Origin of the sequence: Pseudomonas sp. LLC-1, from assembly GCF_002992185.1 — a bacterium.
In the GTDB taxonomy this organism is placed as follows: Bacteria; Pseudomonadota; Gammaproteobacteria; order Pseudomonadales; family Pseudomonadaceae; genus Aquipseudomonas; species Aquipseudomonas monteilii.
The window spans coordinates 49,768-69,222 of record NZ_LUVY01000017.1; the positions used below are offsets into that span (position 1 = coordinate 49,768).

Below are 19,455 nucleotides of genomic sequence, written 5' to 3' on the forward strand. Positions count from 1 at the left end.
AGGTCCGATCGCTGTGCTCGACATTATTACTACTGCCTTTCAGACAAACGGTCGTAGTGACTCTGTGTGAATGGGTTCACCGGGAATAAAAATATTCAGTACAGGTTAAGTGCGAGACGTTGTTCGGGTGTCAGGTTGTGAGTATAGAAGGCGACTGGTTATACAGGCACAAAGGAGCCAGTTCTTATATCGCCTGATACGTCCGTCGCTGCAGTAGGGGCAGGAAGAAAACGTCTGCCATCGAAAGTCCCTACTTGGACGTCTTCCTGGCGCTGGTTAAATCGTGGCCCATAGGCAATGAATGTAATCGCCGATCGGACTGGTCGCGGAAGCCTGTCCCATTGCCGTGCAATGCGGCTTTGGACGCGCATCAAGTCATCCATAGCATTATCGATTACATCGTATGCGTAATCGAGTGCGGCCTGGCCGAGCCTGTCGATCTGGGGTGTTGGCTCTGGGGTCAATGAGTTTCGTCTGGATGGCGGCGGTGTTGGCGTGCCTATGTCTATGGTGGTGTCTTGTTGGCTCAATGAGCTTCGTCTGGATGGCGTTGGCGTTTGCGGAGAAAGCCAGCGGTTTAATCTGGATACACGTTGCCTAAGCCACTCGAAGAATCGTCCGCTTGGATCGTGGCGATTAATGGGGTCGTTCTGGCAGTAAGCGTATGCGTTCATTCCGCCAGCGGAAAACGGTGATAACGCATCTGCCTGAATGAAGCGCATCAGCAATGGCGAATAGAACCGATGCCCGTTGCCCAAAGGGTAGCATCCAGTGACCTTTTCGAGGCGCTGGCCAGTAAAACCGAGGGCAGGCATATTCGCGTTCGCTTCTCGAAAACCATAGGCTGAGTATCTGCATCTTGAGGGGGCAGGCGAGAAGCCTAGCACAGTCGTCGCACTATCACAGTGTGGCAGGTGCCATGCGGTGGAGCCCGAATTTCTCTGGCCGAAGGTTACTCCGCGTGCACGTAAATACTGCTTCGATGAAGTGCCTGTTTCAGTAACCAACATCCCGTTTTTGTAAAAATATCTGTTTTTGTCCATGGGAAGTCGGCCGTATTCATGTGCTGTAATTATTTGCGTCGCAAGAAAAGTAAGCCGATTTTTTCATCGGGTCTACTGGTAGAAATATTAGCTATGCAGGTAAGGGTATTGGTGATAGTGGCTCAACCGAGGAGCCCGGCAGCAATGTTGATAGTGAAACCTAAAATAGCCGTGTTGAACACGAAGCCCACAATGGAATGCGCCAGCACGATCCGCCGTAGCCGCCTGCCGGCAACCCCCACATCTGACGTTTGCACCGCCACGCTGATGGTGAACGAGAAGTAGTGAAAGTCCCAATAGTCCGGGTTGCGCTCGCCATCGGCGAAGCGCAGCGGTGGCTCGTGATTCTGCCCGGTATAGAACAGCCGGGCGTAATGCAGGCTGAAGATGCAACCAATCAGCAGCCAGGAACCGGCCACGGTCAGGCCGGTGTAGAGGTAGTGCAGGGCCAGGTCTGCGCCTTGCAGCCCCCGGCTGGACACCAGTTGCAGGGTGACTGCGGCGAGGCTGGCGATGGCGGAAATGCACACGGTGAGCAGGACCAAGCCTGCGTTTTCGTCTTCGACGCGGGCAACCTTGCGGACCTTTTCCGGGCTGGCGCCCCAGCTCAGGTACAGCACCAGCGCCAGGTACAGCCACACGCCCAGGTTCCAGCCAGCGAGGATGTGTTGCACGGCGTCACCGGCAGGGATCAGCCAGGCACCAATCAGGCCTGCCGCTGCGGCGAAGCTCAGGCGAGGGTGGGTACGGGTCAGGCGGTGGAAAGCCATGGGGCCTCATTCACTGTGGGTATGGTCTCTACTCTAGCTTGTTCTTTGCTGGCACCCATCGCACACCCTTGCAACTCTCAGTACACTGCACGTTCCAACACCAACATCTGTTGAACTCGAGGTTTTTGCATGACGCTCAGTCCTTTGGCAGGCAAGCCGGCTCCGGCCAGCGTGCTGGTCGATATTCCCCGGCTGCTCACCGCCTATTACACCGGCCGCCCAGACGCTGCCGTGGCGGCTCAGCGGGTGGCCTTCGGCACCTCGGGGCACCGGGGCACTTCGCTTGAATTGAGTTTCAACGAATACCACGTGCTGGCCATCACCCAGGCCATCTGCCTGTACCGCCAGGAAAAGGGCATCGATGGCCCGCTGTTCATCGGCGCCGACACCCACGCCCTGTCGGCCCCGGCCACGGCCAGCGCGCTGGAAGTGCTGGCGGCCAACGGCGTGCAAGTCAGGTTGTCGAAGGACGACGAATACACGCCCACGCCGGCCGTGTCCCACGCCATCCTTTGCCACAATCGTAGCCGCCAGCAGGGCCTGGCCGACGGCATCGTCATCACCCCGTCGCACAACCCGCCGCAAAGCGGTGGCTTCAAGTACAACCCGCCCAATGGCGGCCCGGCCGACAGCGATGTGACCAAGTGGGTCGAGGCCAAGGCCAACGAACTGCTGGCAGCGAACCTGGCAGGCGTCAAGCGCATGGACCATGCCCAGGCGCTGCAGGCCCCGACCACCCAGCGCCACGATTACGTGAGCAGCTATGTGGCGGACCTGGAAAACGTCATCGACTTCGATGTCATCCGTGGCGCCAAACTGCGCCTGGGCGTCGACCCGCTGGGCGGGGCAGGGGTGCGCTACTGGTCGGCCATTGCCGAACACTACAAGCTGGACCTGGAAGTGGTGAACACCGAGGTAGACCCCACCTTCCGCTTCATGACCGTCGACTGGGACGGCCAGATCCGCATGGACCCGTCCTCGCCATACGCCATGCAGGGCCTGATCGGCCTGCGCGAGCGCTTTGATGTGGCCTTCGCCTGCGACCCGGACCACGACCGCCACGGCATCGTAACCCCGGACGGCCTGCTGCAACCGAACAACTACCTGGCCGTGGCCATCGACTACCTGTACCGCCACCGCCCGCAATGGCGCAGCGATGCAGCCGTTGGCAAAACTGTGGTGTCCAGCGGCCTGATCGACCGCGTTACCCAGCGTCTGGGCCGTGAGCTGTACGAAGTGCCGGTGGGCTTCAAGTTCTTTGCCCAAGGGCTGTTCGACGGCTCGCTGGGCTTTGGTGGCGAAGAAAGTGCCGGTGCGTCGTTCCTGCGCCGCGATGGCTCGGTCTGGGCCACCGACAAGGACGGGCTGATCCCGGCCTTGCTGGCTGCCGAGATGACCGCCCGCACCGGGCGCAACCCGAGCCAGGCCTACGCGGACCTGACCGAAGCCTTGGGCAAACCGTACGCTACCCGGGTCGAAGCCAAGGCCGATGCGCGGCAGAAGGCATTGCTGAGCAAGCTGGCACCGGAGCAGGTCAAGTCGACCGAACTGGCCGGGGAGCCGATCGTGCAGATCCTCAGCCACGCGCCGGGCAACGGCCAGGCGATTGGCGGGCTGAAGGTGATGACCGCCAATGGCTGGTTCGCCGCGCGCCCATCGGGCACTGAAGACATCTACAAGATCTACGCCGAAAGCTTCATCGACGAGGCGCACCTGCAGCGCCTGGTGCAGGAAGCGCAGGTGCTGGTGGATGCAGCGATTGCCTGATCGGTAACAAACCGCTTGGCCCTGCGCTGCAACGTAAATTAGAATTAATCCTATTTACGCCGCCGCAGGGCCATCCTCATGATCGACGCCGCGCCGCCAACGAAACCTAGCCTGCCTGCCCTGTACCGGGAGCACCGCAGCTGGCTCGAAACCTGGCTACGCCGACGCCTGGGCAATGCCTGGGATGCCGCCGATCTCAGCCAGGATACTTTTCTGCGGGTACTCACCAGTGCCCAGCCATTGGCAGACATACGTGAGCCTAGGGCTTATCTGCTGACAGTCGGCAAGCGCCTGCTGAGCAACTTCCACCAGCGACGTAGCCTGGAACAGGCTTATCTCGATGCCTTGGCCACCTTGCCCGAGCAGCATGTGCCCTCGCCAGAAAAACGCTGGATATTGCTGGAAACCCTGCAAGCACTCGACGAATTGCTCGATGGCCTGAAGGCACCTGTGCGCAAGGCCTTTCTCTGGAGCCAGCTCGAAGGCGTGGGTTACGCTGAAATCGGCAAGCGCCTGGGCGTTTGCGAGCGCTCGGTGAAACGCTACATGGCGCAGGCTTACGAACACTGCCTGCTGGCCGAATTGCAATGACCCCCCATTCCCCCGAAACCCGCGAAGCTGTACGTGCTGCCGCCCGCTGGCTGGCGCTGCTGGACTCTGGCGACGCCAGCGAGACCGACTTGCTGCGCCTGGCACAATGGCGGGCCAGCAGCAGCCTGCATGAAGACGCCTGGCAAAAGGCATCATTGTTGCGCCAGCGTTTTACCGCGCTACCCGGTGCGCTGGCCATGGCCACCCTGGACCGCCCGGACGCCGGCCGCCGCGCGCTGCTCAAGCAAGCCTTGGGTATCGCCGCGCTGTTGCCGACAGCCTGGCTGGTCAGCCGTGAGCTGCCTCTGGATGCCTGGACTGCTGACATGCACACCTCGGTTGGCGAACGTCGGCAGGTGCTATTGAGCGATGGCACCTCCGTGCAGCTGAACACCGACAGTGCAGTGGATATCGACCTGGGGGCTCGCCGCCTGACATTGCTGCGCGGCGAAGTGGCGATCAAGGTGCCCGCTAACCTGAGCCTGACGTTGCAGGTGCCATATGGCCAGGTAGCATTCGGTGGCGGCGAGGTATGCCTGCGGCTGATCGATCAGGCTTGCCGGGTATCGATCGTCGAAGGTGTAGCCAGCCTGCAGCCGCTGCGTGGCCCGGCACAGGTGCTGCAAGCCGGGCAGCAGGCCAACCTGCAGGTGGCCGGCGTCGGCCCGGTGACAGGCCTGGACGAATGGCGACTGGGCTGGCGCGAAGGCGTGCTGCGTCTGGATGACCGCCCCTTGGGCGAACTGCTGCATGAGCTGCGCCGATACCGCCCTGGCGTGTTGCGCTGGGCCCCGGAACTGGAGCGCCTGCGCGTGACCGGCACCTTCCGCCTTGACGACACCGACCGGGTGCTGGCCTTGCTTGCCGCCAGCCTGCCGTTACAGGTGCAAACACGCACGCGTTACTGGGTGAGCCTGGGCGCACGAGAAAATCGTGCGTGAGGCTGTCCCCTTTTTTTCACTCACCGGTCATTACCGGTAGAAGAAAACAAAGGGGAGCCTTGTTCAATGTCTGCAGTAATGTCTTGCCGTCTGCGCCCGCTGGCGCGCGCAGTGCGTCCGTTGTTCGCCATGAGCCTGTTGCTGTCTGCGCCCGCCTGGGCCGATGAGCCGGCGCGGCGTGCCTATGAGGTGCCGGCCGCGAGCCTGGGCGCCGTACTGACCCGCTTTGCCGACCAGGCCGGTGTCAGCCTTTCACTGGACCCTGCGCTGGTCCAGGGTCGGCAGAGCAGCGGCCTGTCAGGTAGCTACAGTGTCGAAGAAGGCTTCATGCAACTGCTGCGTGGCAGCGGCCTGCAGTTGCTGCCGGTAGGTGAGGGTGCCTTCACCCTGGTGCCGGCACCCGAGTCCGGTGGCGCTCTGGAGATCGCTCCGACCAGCATCGTCGGCGGACTGGCAGCAAGCAACGAAGCGCAGCCGTACGCCGGTGGCCAGGTGGCACGTCAGGGCGCGCAGGGCCTGCTGGGTTCGCGCGACTTCATGGAAACCCCGTTCAGCATCACCAGTTACACCAGCGAACTGGTCAAGAACCAGCAAGCGCGGACCTTGGGCGAACTGATCGCCACCGACCCGTCGGTGCGCGCCACCAACCCGGCGGGCGGGCGCTTCGAACAATTCACCATTCGCGGTTTCAGCCTGTTCAACAGTGATGTGGCCTACAACGGCCTGTACGGTATCTTGCCGACTTACTCGATCGACATGGAAATGGCCGACCGGGTCGATATCATCAAAGGCCCCAGCCAGTTGATCAACGGCATTTCGCCGCGTGGCAGCGTGGGTGGCGGTATCAACGTGCAGCCCAAGCGGGCCACAGACAAGCCGATCACCGAGTTTACCGGCAGCTATGCGTCGGCTGGCCAGGCAGGGGGCGCGGTGGATGTTGGCCGGCGTTTTGGCGAAGGCCAGCAGTTCGGCGTGCGTTTGAATGCTGTGAAGCAGGCCGGCGATACCGAATGGGACCACCAACGTGTCGATCGCGAAATGGCGGTACTGGGCCTGGATTTTCGCGGCGAGCGCCTGCGCCTGTCGGCAGACCTGGGCCACACCGAGCGTGACACGGATGCACCGCAGGAGCGCGTGCTGATCGGCGCCAACGCCAGGGTGCCGGATGCCAATGATGTTCGCCACAACTATGCCCAGGCCTGGAGCAAGGCGCGCACCAACGACACCTTTGGTGCGTTGCATGCCGAATACGACGTCAGTGAGTCGCTGCTGGCCTATGGCGCGGTCGGTGCGCGTGAAAGCAACCATGATTTCCTACGGCACAACGTGTCCATCACCAATGATGCCGGCGACTTCACCGTGCAGCCGCGTGACTTCACCCGGGACGAGTCGGTGCGTACCGCCATGGCCGGCCTTCGCAACTGGTTTCACACCGGGCCGGTCAGCCACGAGTTGAACCTGGCCGCCACCTACTTCTACATGGACTTCACCAACGGCGGCGCCCGCTATGCTTCGGCGCCCAGCAACCTCTACAACCCGGTAGCGACCCCGACCCCGGGCACACCCACCCGCATCGACCCCGAGGTCTACACAGAAAACCGCTTCTCCGGTGTAGCCCTGGCCGACACCCTCGGTTTTTTCGACGACCGCCTGCTGTTGACCCTGGGCGCGCGCTGGCAGCGGGTGCAGGTGGATGACTGGAGCGACGGCGTCAAAGGCGAGACTGCCTACGACGAAGAAAAGGTCTCGCCTTCGGGCGGCGTGCTGCTCAAGGTCACCGACCAGCTGTCGTTGTACGCCAACTACATGGAAGGCCTGAGCCAGGGCAAGATCGCGCCGTCGACGTCGATCAACGAAGACCAGATCTTCCCGCCGTTCACCAGCCGGCAGGTTGAGGTAGGGGCCAAGTACGACCTGGGCCAGGTTGCGTTCACGGCCAGCGCATTCCGCATTCGCCAGCCGGCCTACGAGACCAACGCCACCTCGCGGGTGTTCGGGCCCAATGGCAAGCGTGACAACCGTGGTATAGAGCTGAGCGTGTTCGGCGAACCGGTGCAAGGCGTGCGGGTGCTGGGTGGGGTGATGTACATCGACAGCGAGCTGACCGATACCGTGGGTGGCGCCTACGATGGCAACCGCGCGCCGGCCACGCCTGAATACAACGTCAACTTCGGCGCCGAATGGGACGTGTCGGGTGTGAACGGGCTGACCCTGACGGCGCGGGGCATTCATTCCAGCTCGCAGTATCTGGACCAGAACAACAGCAAGCAGATCGATGGCTGGGAGCGTTACGACCTGGGTGCGCGCTATGCCTTCAAGGTGGACGCTACCGAGGTTACCTTGCGTGCCAGTGTCGAGAATGTGCTGGATGATCGTTACTGGAGCTCGGCGGGGGCTTCGGATGACAGTGAGCCGGGGTTGACCCTATCCACGCCGCGTACCTACTTGTTGTCGGCCACAGTCGGTTTCTAGCTCAAAATGCGGGGCCGCTGCGCGGCCCATCGCCGGCAAGCCAGCTCCCACTCCGACCGCGCCGACCTCAAACCATGCGCGGTCCCTGTGGGAGCTGGCTTGCCGGCGATGGGCTGCGCAGCAGCCCCAATGGCCTCACCCTCCAATCGTCCGCCCCAGCTTCTGCGCCTGCCCCTGCAACACCCGCATCAGATGCATCGCCGCATGTGACGGCGGCTCGAACCGCGAATAGACAAAGCTGATATCAAAGTGAATTTCATCGGCCAGCGGCACCACCGCCAACCCACTGTCCTGCGCCACGAATTCGTCGATCACGCTGATGCCCATGCCTTGCTTCACCAAGGCCACTGCTTCGTTGGCGTTGGTGAACGACAACAGTGATTTCAATTGCAGCCCGCGCCGCTCGATGTGCCCGGCCAGCAGTTTGCCAAACGGCATGTCGGGCCTGAACAGCAGCAGCGGGTGGCCTTCCAGCTGCTGCAAGGTCAGTGAGCCATGCCCGGCCAAGGCGTGGTCGGGTGGCATCACCACCACCATGCGCCCGCGCATGAAGGCCTGCGAATGCAGGTGATCGTGCACCACGGGCAGGGCGGCAATAGACAGGTCGACCTTTTTCGACAGGATCTGGTTGGGCATTTCGCCCATCAGCGAGGTTTGCCACTCGATGTCCAGCGAAGGCGCCTCGCGCTTGAGCTGCGCCAGGGCAATCGGGATGACCACCGTCGACAGCGAGGCGCTGCAAGAGATACGCAGCTTGCGGTGGCCGCCGGCACCCAATGACAGCGCACATTCATTCACCTCCAGCGCCGCCTGGTACACCCGCTCGACCTCACGGAACAGCACCTGCGCCTCGGCGGTGGGCACCAGGCGGTTGTTGATGCGCTCGAACAGGCGATAAGCCAGACGCCCCTCGATGTATTGGATCAGCTTGCTCACGGCCGGCTGCGACACGTACAGCAGCTTGGCCGCCGCGCTGATCGAGCCGGTCAGCATCACCGCACGGAACACTTCCATGTGCCGCAGTTTGAACACCATGGGGCTAGCGTCTGCGCCTTCGTTGCCAAGCAGCATGTCTATTACCTTCGGTTATGGTCTTCGCCATCTGGGTATGAGCGTCAAACCCGGCCACGCAGTATCTTGAACCCAGCCAAATCGCCCTTGCGGCGAACAATAACAAGATCTGTAGGCAAGCGCAGCGGTGCTTGCCGGGAGTGCTGCGTGAACATCTTTGACGAACCGAAGATCGATTGCCATAACCATTTGTTTGACCCCGCCCGTTTCCCTTACCACCCCGACGCACCCTATGCGCCCTCTGGCCAGGAGGTGGCGACCCAGGAGCAGTTCACCCGGGTGATGGACGCCTACGGTGTACAGCATGCCTTGCTCGTCGGCCCCAACAGCGGCTACCACACCGACAACCGCTGCCTGCTGCACGCCTTGGCCACCGGGCAAGGGCGGTTCAAGGGCGTGGCGGTGGTCGAGGCAAGTATCCCTCTCGATGCGCTGGCTGCGCTGCAGGCGCAAGGGGTGGTCGGTATCGCCTTCAACCCCGCGTTGTACGGGGTGGCCAGCCTCAAGAACGTTGACGGGTTGCTCGGCAAGGTCGCCGAGCTTGGCCTGTTCGCCCAGGTGCAGGTGTGCGAAGACCAGTTGCTGGACCTGCATGGCCTGCTGCAAGGCTCCCGGGCGCGTCTGTTGATCGATCACTGTGGCCGCCCGGATGTAGCCGCCGGGGTGCAGCAAGCTGGCTTCCAGGCCTTGCTGCGGCTGGCCGACAGTGGCCGGGCCAGCGTGAAACTGTCGGGTATGCAGAAGTTTGCCGCCGCCGATGCCTTGCTGGAGCAGAGCAGTGCCTACGTCCACGCCCTGCTCGAAGCCTTTGGCCCCGAGGCCTGCGTATGGGGTTCGGACTGGCCGTTCATTCGCCAGCGCTCGCGGGTGGACTACGGCCCGTTGCTGAAACTGGCCGAATGCCTGCTGGCGGATGCCCGCATGCGCCGTGCAGTGATGTGGGACACACCCCGCCGTCTGTTCGGGTTTGCCTAGAACCCGGGTTTTGCCATTCCAATAACAAGAGAGCAACCGTCATGAACACTGAACAGAACGCCAGCCTTGGGGTGTTCGACACCCCGGCGCGCGCGCAGCAACGCACCCGCACCCGCTTCATGATCCTGGCGCTGATCTCCGGCGGCACCATGATCAACTACCTCGACCGCAGCGTGATGGGCATTGCAGCGCCCAGCATCAGTGCCGACCTGGGCTTGAACGCAGCGATGATGGGGGTGATCTTTTCCGCCTTCTCGTGGACCTACGCTGCCGCGCAGATCCCGGGTGGCATCCTCATCGACCGGTTGGGCACCAAACTCACCTACTGGCTGGCGCTGACCCTGTGGTCGCTGTTCACCGGCCTGCAAGGGCTGGCGCAGGGCTTTCTGTCTTTGCTGGGCATGCGCTTTCTGGTGGGAGTGACCGAAGCACCGTGCTTCCCTACCAACAGCCGGGTAGTGGCCACCTGGTTTCCGCAGAGCGAGCGGGCCAGGGCAACGGGTATCTACACCTTTGCCGAGTACACCGGCCTGGCGTTCCTGACGCCGTTGCTGTTCTGGGTGCTGCATGCCTATGGCTGGCGCTTTCTGCTGATGGCCGTGGGCCTGATGGGGATCCTCTATGGCCTGGTGTGGTGGCGCAAATACCATGAGCCGCACCAGTCCACCACGGCCAACCAGGCCGAACTGGACTACATTGCCGCCGGCGGCGGAGTGGTCGATGGCGGGCAGAAAGCCACGGTGTTCCGCTGGTCGCAGATTCCGGCGCTGCTCAAGCACCGCAACATGCTGGGCATCTGCCTGGGGCAGTTCGCCTGCAACTCCACCAACGTGTTTTTCCTCACTTGGTTCCCCACTTACCTGGTGACCGAGCGGCACATGCCCTGGCTCAAGGTCGGCTGGGTAGCGGTGCTGCCGTTCATTGCCGCCTCGCTGGGTACGCTGGTCGGCGGCTGGCTATCCGACGCCTTGCTGCGCCGTGGCTACTCGCTGAACGTGGCGCGCAAGCTGCCGGTGATCGCCGGGCTGCTCACCGCTTCGGTGATTGTTTTGGCCAACTACGTCGAGTCGGATGCACTGGTGATCACCATTCTGTGCATCGCCTACTTCGCCCAAGGGATGTCTGCACTGGCCTGGATGATCGTTTCCGATATCGCCCCGAAAGGCCTGCTGGGCCTCAGTGGCGGCCTGTTCAACCTGTTCGCCAATGCGGCGGGCATCGTCACCCCCTTGACCATCGGCATCATCGTGTCGCTCACCGGCTCGTTTGTCTGGGCTTTGGCGTTCGTGTCGTCGATCACCGTGCTGGGGGCGCTGTGCTACCTGTTCATGGTCAGCGACCTGCGTCGCTTGCCGGATATTCCAACTGTCGAAAATGGAGCAAAACAATGAGCCAGTACCTGCAAGGCCAGACTGCAATCGTCACCGGCGGCATGCGTGGCATCGGCCTGGCGATCGCCCAGCGCCTGCATGCAGCAGGCGCCCAGGTGGTGATCTGGGACCTCGCTGTCGATGGCTGGAACAGCCTTGAAAATGGCTTTGAGCCGGCGCTGCGCCAGGCGGTGGATGTGTCATCGCTGGCCTCGGTAGAGGCAGCGTTTGCCGAGACGCTGGCGCGCCTGGGGCAGGTGCAGATCCTGGTCAACAATGCCGGCATCAACGGCCCGGTGGTGGCGTCGTGGGAGTACCCGCCAGAGGCCTGGGACAAAGTCATCGCCATCGACCTGAACGGCGTGTTCTATTGCTGCCGCACCGCCATCCCGCACATGCGTGAAAACCGCTACGGACGCATCGTCAACATTGCCTCCATGGCCGGCAAGGATGGCGTGCAGTACATCTCGGCCTATTCGGCAGCCAAGGCAGGCGTCATCGCCTTCACCAAGGCGGCGGCCAAGGAGCTGGCGCAGGACGGCGTGCTGCTCAACTGTGTGGCACCGGCCATGGTCGAGACGCCGCTGATGGCCGAAATGACAGCGGAGCATATTGCCGCGAGCAAGGCCAAGATCCCCATGGGGCGCTTCCTCAAGGCCGAGGAGATTGCCAACATGGTCAGCTGGATCGCCGGCCCCGAGTGCAGCTTTACCACCGGCTTCGTGTTCGACCTCAGTGGTGGGAGGGCGACCTATTGAATGGCCTGGGCGTGGCGCACCTGACGGCGCTGGAGCTGGCGCCAGTGAGTCTGGTGCGCGAGGCGCGGTGCGCTGGCTTCAGTGCCGTGGGCCTGCGCCTGCACCCGGTGATGCCGGGGGCGCAGGCTTATCCGGTTGCGGCCGGTAGCCAGGCCATGCGTGAGCTGCGGGCAGTGATGGCAGGGGAAGGCGTGCGTGTGACGGACATCGAGTTCGTTTCGCTGACGGCGCAAACCCGGGTTGCCGATTGCCAGGCGTTGTTGGCCGCCGGTGCCGAACTGGGGGCGACGAGCCTGACGGTGTCGGGGGACGACAGGGATGTTGCACGCCTGACCGGCAACTTTGCAGCGCTGTGCGAACTGGCGCGTGGCCACGGCCTGCGGGTGGACCTGGAGTTCATGCGCTGGCGGCCGGTGGCGACCTTGCAGCAGGCATGCGCGGTGGTGATGGGGGCGGGGCAGGACAACGGAGGTGTGCTGGTCGATGCCTTGCACCTGTTCCGCTCGGGTGGCCAGGTGGCGGACATCATGCAGGTCAATCCACACCTGCTGCGGGCCGTGCAATTGTGCGATGCACCGCTGCTGGCGCCTGCGGACGATCTGATCATTCAGGAAGCGCGTGAGGGCCGCCTGTTGCCGGGGGAGGGGCAACTGCCGCTGGCGCAGTTGCTCACGGCGTTGCCCGGTGACCTGTGCATCAGCGTGGAGGTGCCGTCCGCCGGCTTGCCCGCAACACTGCGGTTGCAAGCGGCGGCACAGGCAACCCACGCCTGGTTGCACGGCAGGCGTGGGTTACCTGCCGTGCAGGGCGCCGGTCACGCCTGATCCGGCACCACAGCGATCACGTCGATCTCCATCAGCCATTCGGCCTGGGCCAACCCGGCCACCACCAACCCGGTGGAGATCGGGAACACACCCTTCAGCCACTTGCCTACCTCCTTGTACACCGGCTCGCGGAAGCGCGGGTCGGTGATGTAAGTAGTGGTCTTGACGATGTGCGACAGGTCCGAGCCGGCTTCTTCAAGCAGTTGCTTGACGTTTTTCATCGCCTGCTCGGTCTGCGCCCGAGGGTCGCCCAGGCCCACCAGCTTGCCTTCGAAGTCGGTACCGACCTGGCCGCGCACATAAATGGTGTTACCGGCCCGCACGGCCTGGCACAGGTCGTTGTCCAGGGTCTGGTTGGGGTAGGTTTCCTTGGTGTTGAACATGCGGATGCGGGTATGAGTAGGCATCAGTGGGCTCCGAGGGTGCTGACGTTGCTGATGGTGTTGTCTTGCTGCTCATCCGCGTCGCGCTGTTCGCGGTCGCGGTAGGCCAGGTAGGTGCGTTGCGTGGCGATGTGGCCGGCGACGTGCTTGGCGTCGTGCCACACGCCCCAGATGAACGACGAGCCACGGCGCGACAGCCACGGCAGGCCCAGGAAGTACACGCCGGGCTCACGGGCTACGCCACGCTGGTGCTGGGGTTTGCCGTTGGCGTCGAAGGTGTCCACCTGCAGCCAGCTGAAATCCACACCGTAACCGGTGGCCCAGATGATGCTGCTGACACCGGCCTTGGCCAGGTCCAGCTGCTGCAGCGGGTTGACCATGCACTCCGGGTCGGCGAGGCGCTGGCGGGCTTCGGGCTCTTGCGGCAGGTCCAGGCCGTTGCGTTCGATGTAGGCATCGGCGGCATCCAGCAGGGCTAGGTAGTTTTCGTCGCCACGGTTGATGTTCTCGACCAGGTTGTTCTGGAAGCGCGCCACGCCGTTCTCGAACGACTGGGTCAGGCCGACCAGGGTCATGCCTAGATGGGCGAGGGCACGGAAGTCCACGGTGTGGCCGCCACGGGCGCCGCTGACGGCGATGGTCACGTGCTCGCGGCCAGGCTTGGCGATTTCTGCGTCCCACTCACCCAGCACGCCCAGCCACCAGCAGAAGTCGCGGTTGCGGTAGGCACGCGGCGGGCGGTCGTGGGCGCCGACCGACAGGTACACCTGGCGGCCCGCACGCATCAGCTCTTCGGCGATCTGCACGCCAGAGGAGCCGGCACCTACCACCAGCACTGCGCCTTCCGGCAGTTGCTGAGGGTTGTAGTAGGCGGCGGAATGGATCTGGTGCAGTTTGCTGTCCTTTGGCGCAATGGCGGGGATCACCGGCTTCTGGAACGGGCCGGTTGCCGCAACCACACGGTTGGCGCGAATCACGCCTTCATTGGTTTCGATGGTAAAGCCCGGGCGGTCGCTGTTGCGCACTACACGCTTCACTTCAATACCGGTGCGCACGGGCAGGTTGTACTTGCGTACGTACTGCTCGAAGTAGTCAGCCACCTGGTCCTTGCCGGCGAAGGCGTCGGCGTCGAGGTTGAATGCCAGGCCCGGGAAGCGGTCGTGCCAGACCGGGCCGTTGGCGACCAGCGAGTCCCAGCGGCCAGTGCGCCACGCTTCGGCGATGCGGTTGCGCTCCAGCACCAGGTGCGGCACGCCAAGCTTGTTCAGGTGTTCGCTCATGGCCACGCCGGCCTGGCCGGCGCCGACGACGAGGGTGTCGATTTCGAGGTTGTTCAGTGTCATGTCCGAGCCCTTGTTCAGGCGGTTTTTGTCAGGTCGGTTTGGAGGACCGCCGTTGCCTGGGGCCAGACTAGGGATGCGATGCAAATGGCGAAAATAGTATTTAGCTGGTGCTTGCCGATAAAACGGCGAAGGCCCTGATTTACCTGGTCTGCAGCGTGCCTGAGAGGCGATTTTGTGCTGTTTTTCAAGCTGTTTTGCAGGCTTAGTTTTTTCCTGCTCAAGGCACAGGAAAATGTTGGTTTCGTGGGTTGGAAGGTTGCGCCCAGAATGCCCTGCATCGCACAGGACAACAGGAGCATTACCATGACCTTCTCCATCATTGGCCGCTGCCAGGAAACCGGCCAGGTCGGCATCGCCATCAGTTCGTCGAGCATTGCCGTGGGTGCCCGTTGCCCTTGGGTACGTGCCGGTGTTGGCGCCGTTTCCACCCAGAACATCACCTTGCCGGCGCTGGGCCCGCAGATTCTCGATGCCCTTGAACAGGGCCAGTTGCCCCCCGCCGCCGCGCTGGACCGGGTGCTCAGCGCCAATGGCTGGAGCGAGTACCGCCAGGTTACCGTGATCGACAGCCAAGGGCAGGTGGCGCTGTTTACCGGGCGCGAGGCATTGGGCACGCACAACGCCGTGGCGGGTGAACAGTGCGCGGCGGCGGGTAACCTGTTGTCCTCGACCCAGGTGATCGAAGCGATGGTCGTGGCGTTCGAGCAGGCTGGCGGCCACCTGGCAGACCGCTTGCTGGCAGCCATGCACGCGGCGATGGCTGCAGGTGGTGAAGCCGGGCCGGTGCACTCGGCGGCATTGAAGATCGCCGGCGAGCTGACCTGGCCATTGGTGGACCTGCGCGTGGACTGGGCTGATACCGACCCGATCGGCGTGCTCGACGGCCTTTGGCAGGCCTACCGCCCACAGATGCAGGATTACGTCACCCGTGCCCTCAACCCGACCGCTGCACCCAGCTATGGGGTGCCGGGCGATGAGTGAATTTGCCAGCCGCGCGCTGCTGGCCCGGCTGATCGGCTTTGCTACGGTCAGCCGGGACTCCAACCTTGAGTTGATCGGCTTTATCCGCGATTACCTGGCCGAGCTGGGGGTGGAGTGCGAGCTGTTTCACAACCCGGAGGGCACCAAGGCCAACCTGTTCGCCACCATCGGCCCACAAAATGTTGGCGGTGTGGTGCTATCGGGGCACACCGATGTGGTCCCGGTGGATGGCCAGGCCTGGACCGTCGAGCCGTTTGCCCTGAGCGAACGTGACGGGCGCCTGTATGGCCGTGGCACGGCCGACATGAAAGGCTTCATCGCTTCGGTGCTGGCCGCCGTGCCCGCGTTCCTCGCTCAACCTCTGCGCATGCCGGTGCACCTGGCATTCTCCTATGACGAGGAAGTGGGCTGCCTGGGTGTACGCTCGATGCTGGCCGCATTGGAACAGCGCCCGCACAAGCCGCGCCTGTGCCTCATTGGTGAGCCCACCGAGCTCAAGCCGGTGCTGGGGCACAAGGGCAAGTTGGCGATGCGCTGCCAAGTCCATGGCGCGGCCTGCCACTCGGCCTATGCGCCCTATGGCGTGAATGCCATCGAGTATGCGGCGAAGCTGATTGGCAAACTGGGTGACATCGGTGACGCCTTGGCCTTGCCACAGCATCACGACGAGCGCTTCGACCCACCGTTCTCCACGGTGCAGACCGGGGTGATCAAAGGGGGCAGGGCACTGAACATCGTGCCGGCGGAGTGCGAGTTCGACTTCGAAGTGCGGGCCTTGCCGGGGTTTGAGGCGCAGGCAGTGGCCGACCAGTTGCAGTCCTATGCAGAAGCCGAGTTGCTGCCACGTATGCGCAAGGTCAATGCGGCCAGTGATATTCGCCTGGCGCCGCTGAGCGCCTACCCGGGGCTGGCGACACCTGCCGACAGTGAGGCGGCGCAGCTGGTGGCGTTGCTCAGTGGTACCGATGAATTCGGCACGGTGGCGTTTGGTACCGAAGGCGGGTTGTTCGACCAGGCGGGTATCCCGACCGTGGTGTGCGGGCCCGGCAGCATGGACCAGGGGCACAAGCCGGATGAGTTTGTCAGTGTCGAGCAGTTGCAGGGGTGTGATGCGATGTTGCTCAGGCTGGTGGACTACCTCAAGCAGGATTAATTGTGATGGCTTCTTCGCGGGTAACCCCGCGAAGTAGCCATCAGCTATTAACTCAAATCTCGATACTTCCACTGACCAACCCATAAACGGCAATCACCGCCCCTAGCACCACCACCGCAAACACCCCCCGTTCGAACCCGCTGAACACCTGCCGCTGCTGCTCCAGCCGGGCCTTGATATACAGCACCGTCCCCGGCCCATAGATCACCGCCGACAACAGCAGGTACTTCATCCCGCCAGCCCACACCATCAACACCGCGTACGCCGTGGCCAGCAAGGCGACAAGCAGGTCCTTGCCACGCTCAGCCGCATCGGTTTCGTACGTCTCCCGGCTTGCCGCCAGCTTTAGCGCATACGCCGCCACCAGCAGGTAGGGGATCAAGGTCAGCGAACTGGTCAGCTCCAGCGCCAGGGTAAAGGCGTACTCGGTAAACCATGTCAGCAACAGGAACAGTTGCACGAACAGCGTGGTGAGCCACAGCGCCGCCAAGGGTACCTGTTGCGGGTTCTGTCGGGTGAGAAAGGCCGGCATGGCCTGGTCGTGGGCGGCCGAGTACAGCACTTCGGCGGCCAGCAAGGTCCACGACAGGTACGCGCCCAGCACCGAGATGATCAAACCGATGCTGATGAAGATCGCCCCCCAGCGCCCGACTATCGCCTCCAGCACCCCGGCCATCGACGGCTGCCGCAGGCCGGCCAGTTCCGGGCGCAACATGACGCCGTAGCTGAGCAGGGTAATGAGCACCAGCAGGCACAGCACGCCGACAAAACCAAGTACCGTGGCGATGCCCACGTCACGGCGGTTGCGCGCATAGCGTGAATAGACGCTGGCACCTTCGATGCCGAGGAACACGAACACGGTCACCAGCATGGTGCTGCGTACCTGTTCGAACAGCGATTCGCCTGGCGGCAGCAGCTCGGCAGCGGCATGCCCGACCCGACCATAGTCGTCGAGGTGGGCCAGGTCGGCTGCCGGGCCGGCCACGGGGGTACCCCAGAAGTTCTGGCTGAACAGGCCACCGTCGAACGCGGCGATGATCACCACGATGAACACCAGGATCGGAATCATCTTCGCCACGGTGGCAATGGTGTTGATCACTGCCGCCTGTTGTACACCGCGCAGGACCAGGAAGTGGAAGGCCCACAACAACACGGATGAAGCGGCGATGGCAGCCACCGTGTTGCCGTCGCCAAAGACCGGAAAGAAGGCGCCGAGCGTGGATTTGATGAGGATGAAGTAGGAGACGTTGCCGATGCAGGTGCCGGCCCAGAAGCCAAAGGCCGAGGCAAAGCCCAGGTAGCTGCCGAAGCCGGCGCTGGCGTAGGCGTAGATGCCCGAGTCCAGGTCCGGGCGGCGGCGGGCAAGGGTCTGGAACACGAAGGCCAGCATCAGCATGCCCAGGCCGGCGATGCACCACGCAATGATGGCACCAAGGCCGCCGGTGGCACGGCCAAAGGTGGCCGGCAGCGAGAAGATGCCGGCGCCGACCATGGAGCCCACTACCAGGGCAGTGAGCGCCCAGACATTCAGTTTGCCTTCCGTTGCTGTGCTCATTGGCCTGGCTCTCCCTTGCGCTGAAGGGTTGAGTAAAGACCGAGGGGACAGTGTGTGCCAGCTTGCCGGCGAATGGGCCGCAGCGCGGCCCCGGCGATTCAGAAGGTAGCCTTGACCTGCAGGCCAACCACCAACGCGTTGTCGATGTCCTTCCCGGAGAACGCCCCTGGCTCGATGATGTATTGCACATCCGGGCGCAGGTTCAGCCAAGGTGTGGCCTGGTAGCCGTAGCTCAGTTCGATCAGTTGCTCCGCGCTGTCGATGTCGGGGAACTGCTGGCCAGCATTGAAGGCTGCATCTTCCAGTACGTCGCGGCTACGCGGGTTGGGTACGGCACGGCCATAACCCAGCGCCACGGTGTCTTTCGGCCGGCCTTCGAACGGCTTGTACAGCACCACGCCCGCGCCATACCACTTGGTGAACGGCGAGGCCGCCTTGCTCGACGCCGAGTACTGGCCGAAGGCGTGCAGGCTGCGGCCTGGCGAGCTTTGGTCGTTCCACACCGCCTGGTCAACCAGCAGGTAATGGCCGCCACGGCCAGACACTTCATCATCGCTGCCGATGCGTTTCACGTCGGAGCTGTCGTAGTAGTAGCCCAGCTTGTACTCGCCCGGCAGTTCACCCTGCAGCTTGTACACCAGCTCCACCGGCACCACGGTGCCCGTGGTGTGCTTGGGGCCAAGGTGCCAGGCACGGCTGGAGTTGCCATTGCTCTCGGGGTCGACGTTGAACGCCGCTACGCGCAGTTGCCAGGCAGGCGAAAGGTCATACTTTACCCGCACGCCCAGGTGGGCATTGGGGTAGTTGGTCCAGCCACTGCCACCCGACATGTTCAGCGGGTGGCCGCAGAAACCGGCGTTCATGAAGTTGCACAGGATACCGCTGTCCAGGCCGCCCAGGTCGTTGCCCATGGCCATGTAGCCCAGCTTGACGTTGAGTGCCGGGGTGAACAGGGTGCGCTCGTAGCTCAGCTCGGTCAGGCGGGTATACAGGCCGCCGAAGTTTTCCTGGATTGGCAGGCGGTTGCCGACCAGGTCTTCCGAGGCGCTGTTGCCGCGACGGTCGTTGATGGTCAGCTGGACCTTGCCACCGTTGTCCAGGCCATACAGTTTCGACAGGTCGAACTGCACGCCCAGCTTCAGGTTCTGCGAGTAACGCGCCGAGCGGTGCAGGCCACCGTGGGCGTTGTAGGCGGTTTCGCCGCTGTAGTCGCCGGTGAACTTGACGCCGTCGTCTTCCAGCTGATGGCGCAGGCCACCCCAGTCACCGGTCAGGGTGCTGCGGGTCATGAGGTCGCCGTCGGCCAGGGCGGTGGTGCTGGCCAGGGCCAGCAGCAGGGTGGGGGTGATGCGGATTGCGGATGGCATTGCTAAATCTCGAATTATTTTTGAGGGCCATTCGCGGGCAAGCCCGCTCCCACAAGGACTGCACAGTTCGTAAGGGCAGTGAGTATCCTGT

18 protein-coding genes are annotated in these 19,455 nt (G+C 63.2%); 10 read left to right on the top strand and 8 right to left on the bottom strand.

What is annotated here, in order from left to right; translation table 11 throughout:
* Nucleotides 1-158: 158 nt before the first annotated feature.
* A complete protein-coding gene (locus A0O30_RS18745; RefSeq protein WP_371921630.1) occupies nucleotides 159-1,043 on the bottom strand; it encodes an RHS repeat-associated core domain-containing protein in 885 nt (294 codons plus the stop codon).
* Between the two features lie 122 nt (nucleotides 1,044-1,165).
* Nucleotides 1,166-1,813 (bottom strand): DUF1345 domain-containing protein, encoded by a 648-nt coding sequence (locus A0O30_RS18750; protein ID WP_105947485.1) that lies wholly within the window; start codon nucleotides 1,811-1,813, stop codon nucleotides 1,166-1,168.
* 129 nt (nucleotides 1,814-1,942) lie between these two features.
* Between A0O30_RS18750 and pgm the strand changes: the two genes are divergently transcribed.
* The 4 genes from pgm to A0O30_RS18770 all read left to right on the top strand — a co-directional run bounded on the left by pgm (nucleotide 1,943) and on the right by A0O30_RS18770 (nucleotide 7,584).
* On the top strand, nucleotides 1,943-3,580 hold the full coding sequence (gene pgm / locus A0O30_RS18755) for a phosphoglucomutase (alpha-D-glucose-1,6-bisphosphate-dependent) (RefSeq protein ID WP_105947486.1): 1,638 nt from the start codon (nucleotides 1,943-1,945) through the stop codon (nucleotides 3,578-3,580).
* Nucleotides 3,581-3,658: 78 nt separating this feature from the next.
* Nucleotides 3,659-4,171, top strand: a complete 513-nt coding sequence (locus tag A0O30_RS18760; protein ID WP_105947487.1) for a sigma-70 family RNA polymerase sigma factor — start codon at nucleotides 3,659-3,661, stop codon at nucleotides 4,169-4,171.
* Nucleotides 4,168-5,112: a FecR domain-containing protein gene (locus tag A0O30_RS18765; RefSeq protein WP_105947488.1), complete on the top strand. Its 945-nt coding sequence runs from the start codon at nucleotides 4,168-4,170 to the stop codon at nucleotides 5,110-5,112. Before A0O30_RS18760 ends, A0O30_RS18765 begins: the two co-directional genes overlap by 4 nt.
* Before the next feature lie 66 nt (nucleotides 5,113-5,178).
* Nucleotides 5,179-7,584, top strand: a complete 2,406-nt coding sequence (locus A0O30_RS18770) for a TonB-dependent receptor (protein ID WP_105947489.1) — start codon at nucleotides 5,179-5,181, stop codon at nucleotides 7,582-7,584.
* A 135-nt stretch (nucleotides 7,585-7,719) separates the two neighbouring features.
* Here the strand turns inward: A0O30_RS18770 and A0O30_RS18775 are convergent, their stop codons facing one another.
* On the bottom strand, nucleotides 7,720-8,655 hold the full coding sequence (locus A0O30_RS18775) for a LysR family transcriptional regulator (RefSeq protein WP_105947490.1): 936 nt from the start codon (nucleotides 8,653-8,655) through the stop codon (nucleotides 7,720-7,722).
* A 147-nt stretch (nucleotides 8,656-8,802) separates the two neighbouring features.
* Between A0O30_RS18775 and A0O30_RS18780 the strand changes: the two genes are divergently transcribed.
* Genes A0O30_RS18780 through A0O30_RS18795 form a run of 4 tightly spaced genes read left to right on the top strand, consistent with a single transcriptional unit; the run spans nucleotide 8,803 to nucleotide 12,582 of the window.
* The gene (locus A0O30_RS18780; protein WP_105947491.1) at nucleotides 8,803-9,630 is read left to right on the top strand and encodes an amidohydrolase; all 828 of its coding nucleotides are present in this window, start codon (nucleotides 8,803-8,805) and stop codon (nucleotides 9,628-9,630) included.
* Nucleotides 9,631-9,671: 41 nt separating this feature from the next.
* Nucleotides 9,672-11,021 carry an MFS transporter gene (locus A0O30_RS18785; protein WP_105947492.1) on the top strand — a complete coding sequence of 450 codons (1,350 nt, stop codon included), beginning with the start codon at nucleotides 9,672-9,674 and terminating at the stop codon, nucleotides 11,019-11,021.
* Nucleotides 11,018-11,758, top strand: coding sequence for an SDR family NAD(P)-dependent oxidoreductase (locus A0O30_RS18790; protein ID WP_105947493.1), 741 nt, complete (start codon nucleotides 11,018-11,020; stop codon nucleotides 11,756-11,758). The genes A0O30_RS18785 and A0O30_RS18790 overlap by 4 nt, the downstream gene beginning before the upstream one ends.
* Entirely contained in the window at nucleotides 11,755-12,582 is an 828-nt protein-coding gene (locus A0O30_RS18795; RefSeq protein WP_105947494.1) for a sugar phosphate isomerase/epimerase, read from the top strand. The genes A0O30_RS18790 and A0O30_RS18795 overlap by 4 nt, the downstream gene beginning before the upstream one ends.
* Here A0O30_RS18795 and A0O30_RS18800 read toward each other — a convergent pair.
* Genes A0O30_RS18800 through A0O30_RS18810 form a run of 3 tightly spaced genes read right to left on the bottom strand, consistent with a single transcriptional unit; the run spans nucleotide 12,573 to nucleotide 14,613 of the window.
* Nucleotides 12,573-12,989, bottom strand: a complete 417-nt coding sequence (locus A0O30_RS18800) for a RidA family protein (protein WP_016713864.1) — start codon at nucleotides 12,987-12,989, stop codon at nucleotides 12,573-12,575. The two genes, A0O30_RS18795 and A0O30_RS18800, sit on opposite strands and share 10 nt — an antisense overlap.
* Complete coding sequence (locus A0O30_RS18805) at nucleotides 12,989-14,308, bottom strand: NAD(P)/FAD-dependent oxidoreductase (protein ID WP_105947495.1); 1,320 nt, start codon at nucleotides 14,306-14,308, stop codon at nucleotides 12,989-12,991. Before A0O30_RS18805 ends, A0O30_RS18800 begins: the two co-directional genes overlap by 1 nt.
* Nucleotides 14,309-14,322: 14 nt before the next feature.
* Nucleotides 14,323-14,613 (bottom strand): hypothetical protein, encoded by a 291-nt coding sequence (locus A0O30_RS18810; protein ID WP_105947496.1) that lies wholly within the window; start codon nucleotides 14,611-14,613, stop codon nucleotides 14,323-14,325.
* On the opposite strand from A0O30_RS18810, the gene A0O30_RS18815 reads away from it, so the two are divergent.
* Both A0O30_RS18815 and argE read left to right on the top strand, forming a co-directional pair.
* Entirely contained in the window at nucleotides 14,612-15,289 is a 678-nt protein-coding gene (locus A0O30_RS18815; protein WP_019098373.1) for a DUF1028 domain-containing protein, read from the top strand. The genes A0O30_RS18810 and A0O30_RS18815 overlap by 2 nt on opposite strands.
* Nucleotides 15,282-16,442, top strand: a complete 1,161-nt coding sequence (gene argE / locus A0O30_RS18820) for an acetylornithine deacetylase (protein ID WP_105947497.1) — start codon at nucleotides 15,282-15,284, stop codon at nucleotides 16,440-16,442. Before A0O30_RS18815 ends, argE begins: the two co-directional genes overlap by 8 nt.
* Nucleotides 16,443-16,494: 52 nt before the next feature.
* Here argE and A0O30_RS18825 read toward each other — a convergent pair whose 3' ends face one another.
* On the bottom strand, nucleotides 16,495-17,997 hold the full coding sequence (locus A0O30_RS18825; RefSeq protein WP_105947498.1) for an amino acid permease: 1,503 nt from the start codon (nucleotides 17,995-17,997) through the stop codon (nucleotides 16,495-16,497).
* 98 nt (nucleotides 17,998-18,095) lie between these two features.
* Nucleotides 18,096-19,364, bottom strand: a complete 1,269-nt coding sequence (locus A0O30_RS18830) for a carbohydrate porin (protein WP_105947499.1) — start codon at nucleotides 19,362-19,364, stop codon at nucleotides 18,096-18,098.
* Nucleotides 19,365-19,455 lie beyond the last annotated feature (91 nt).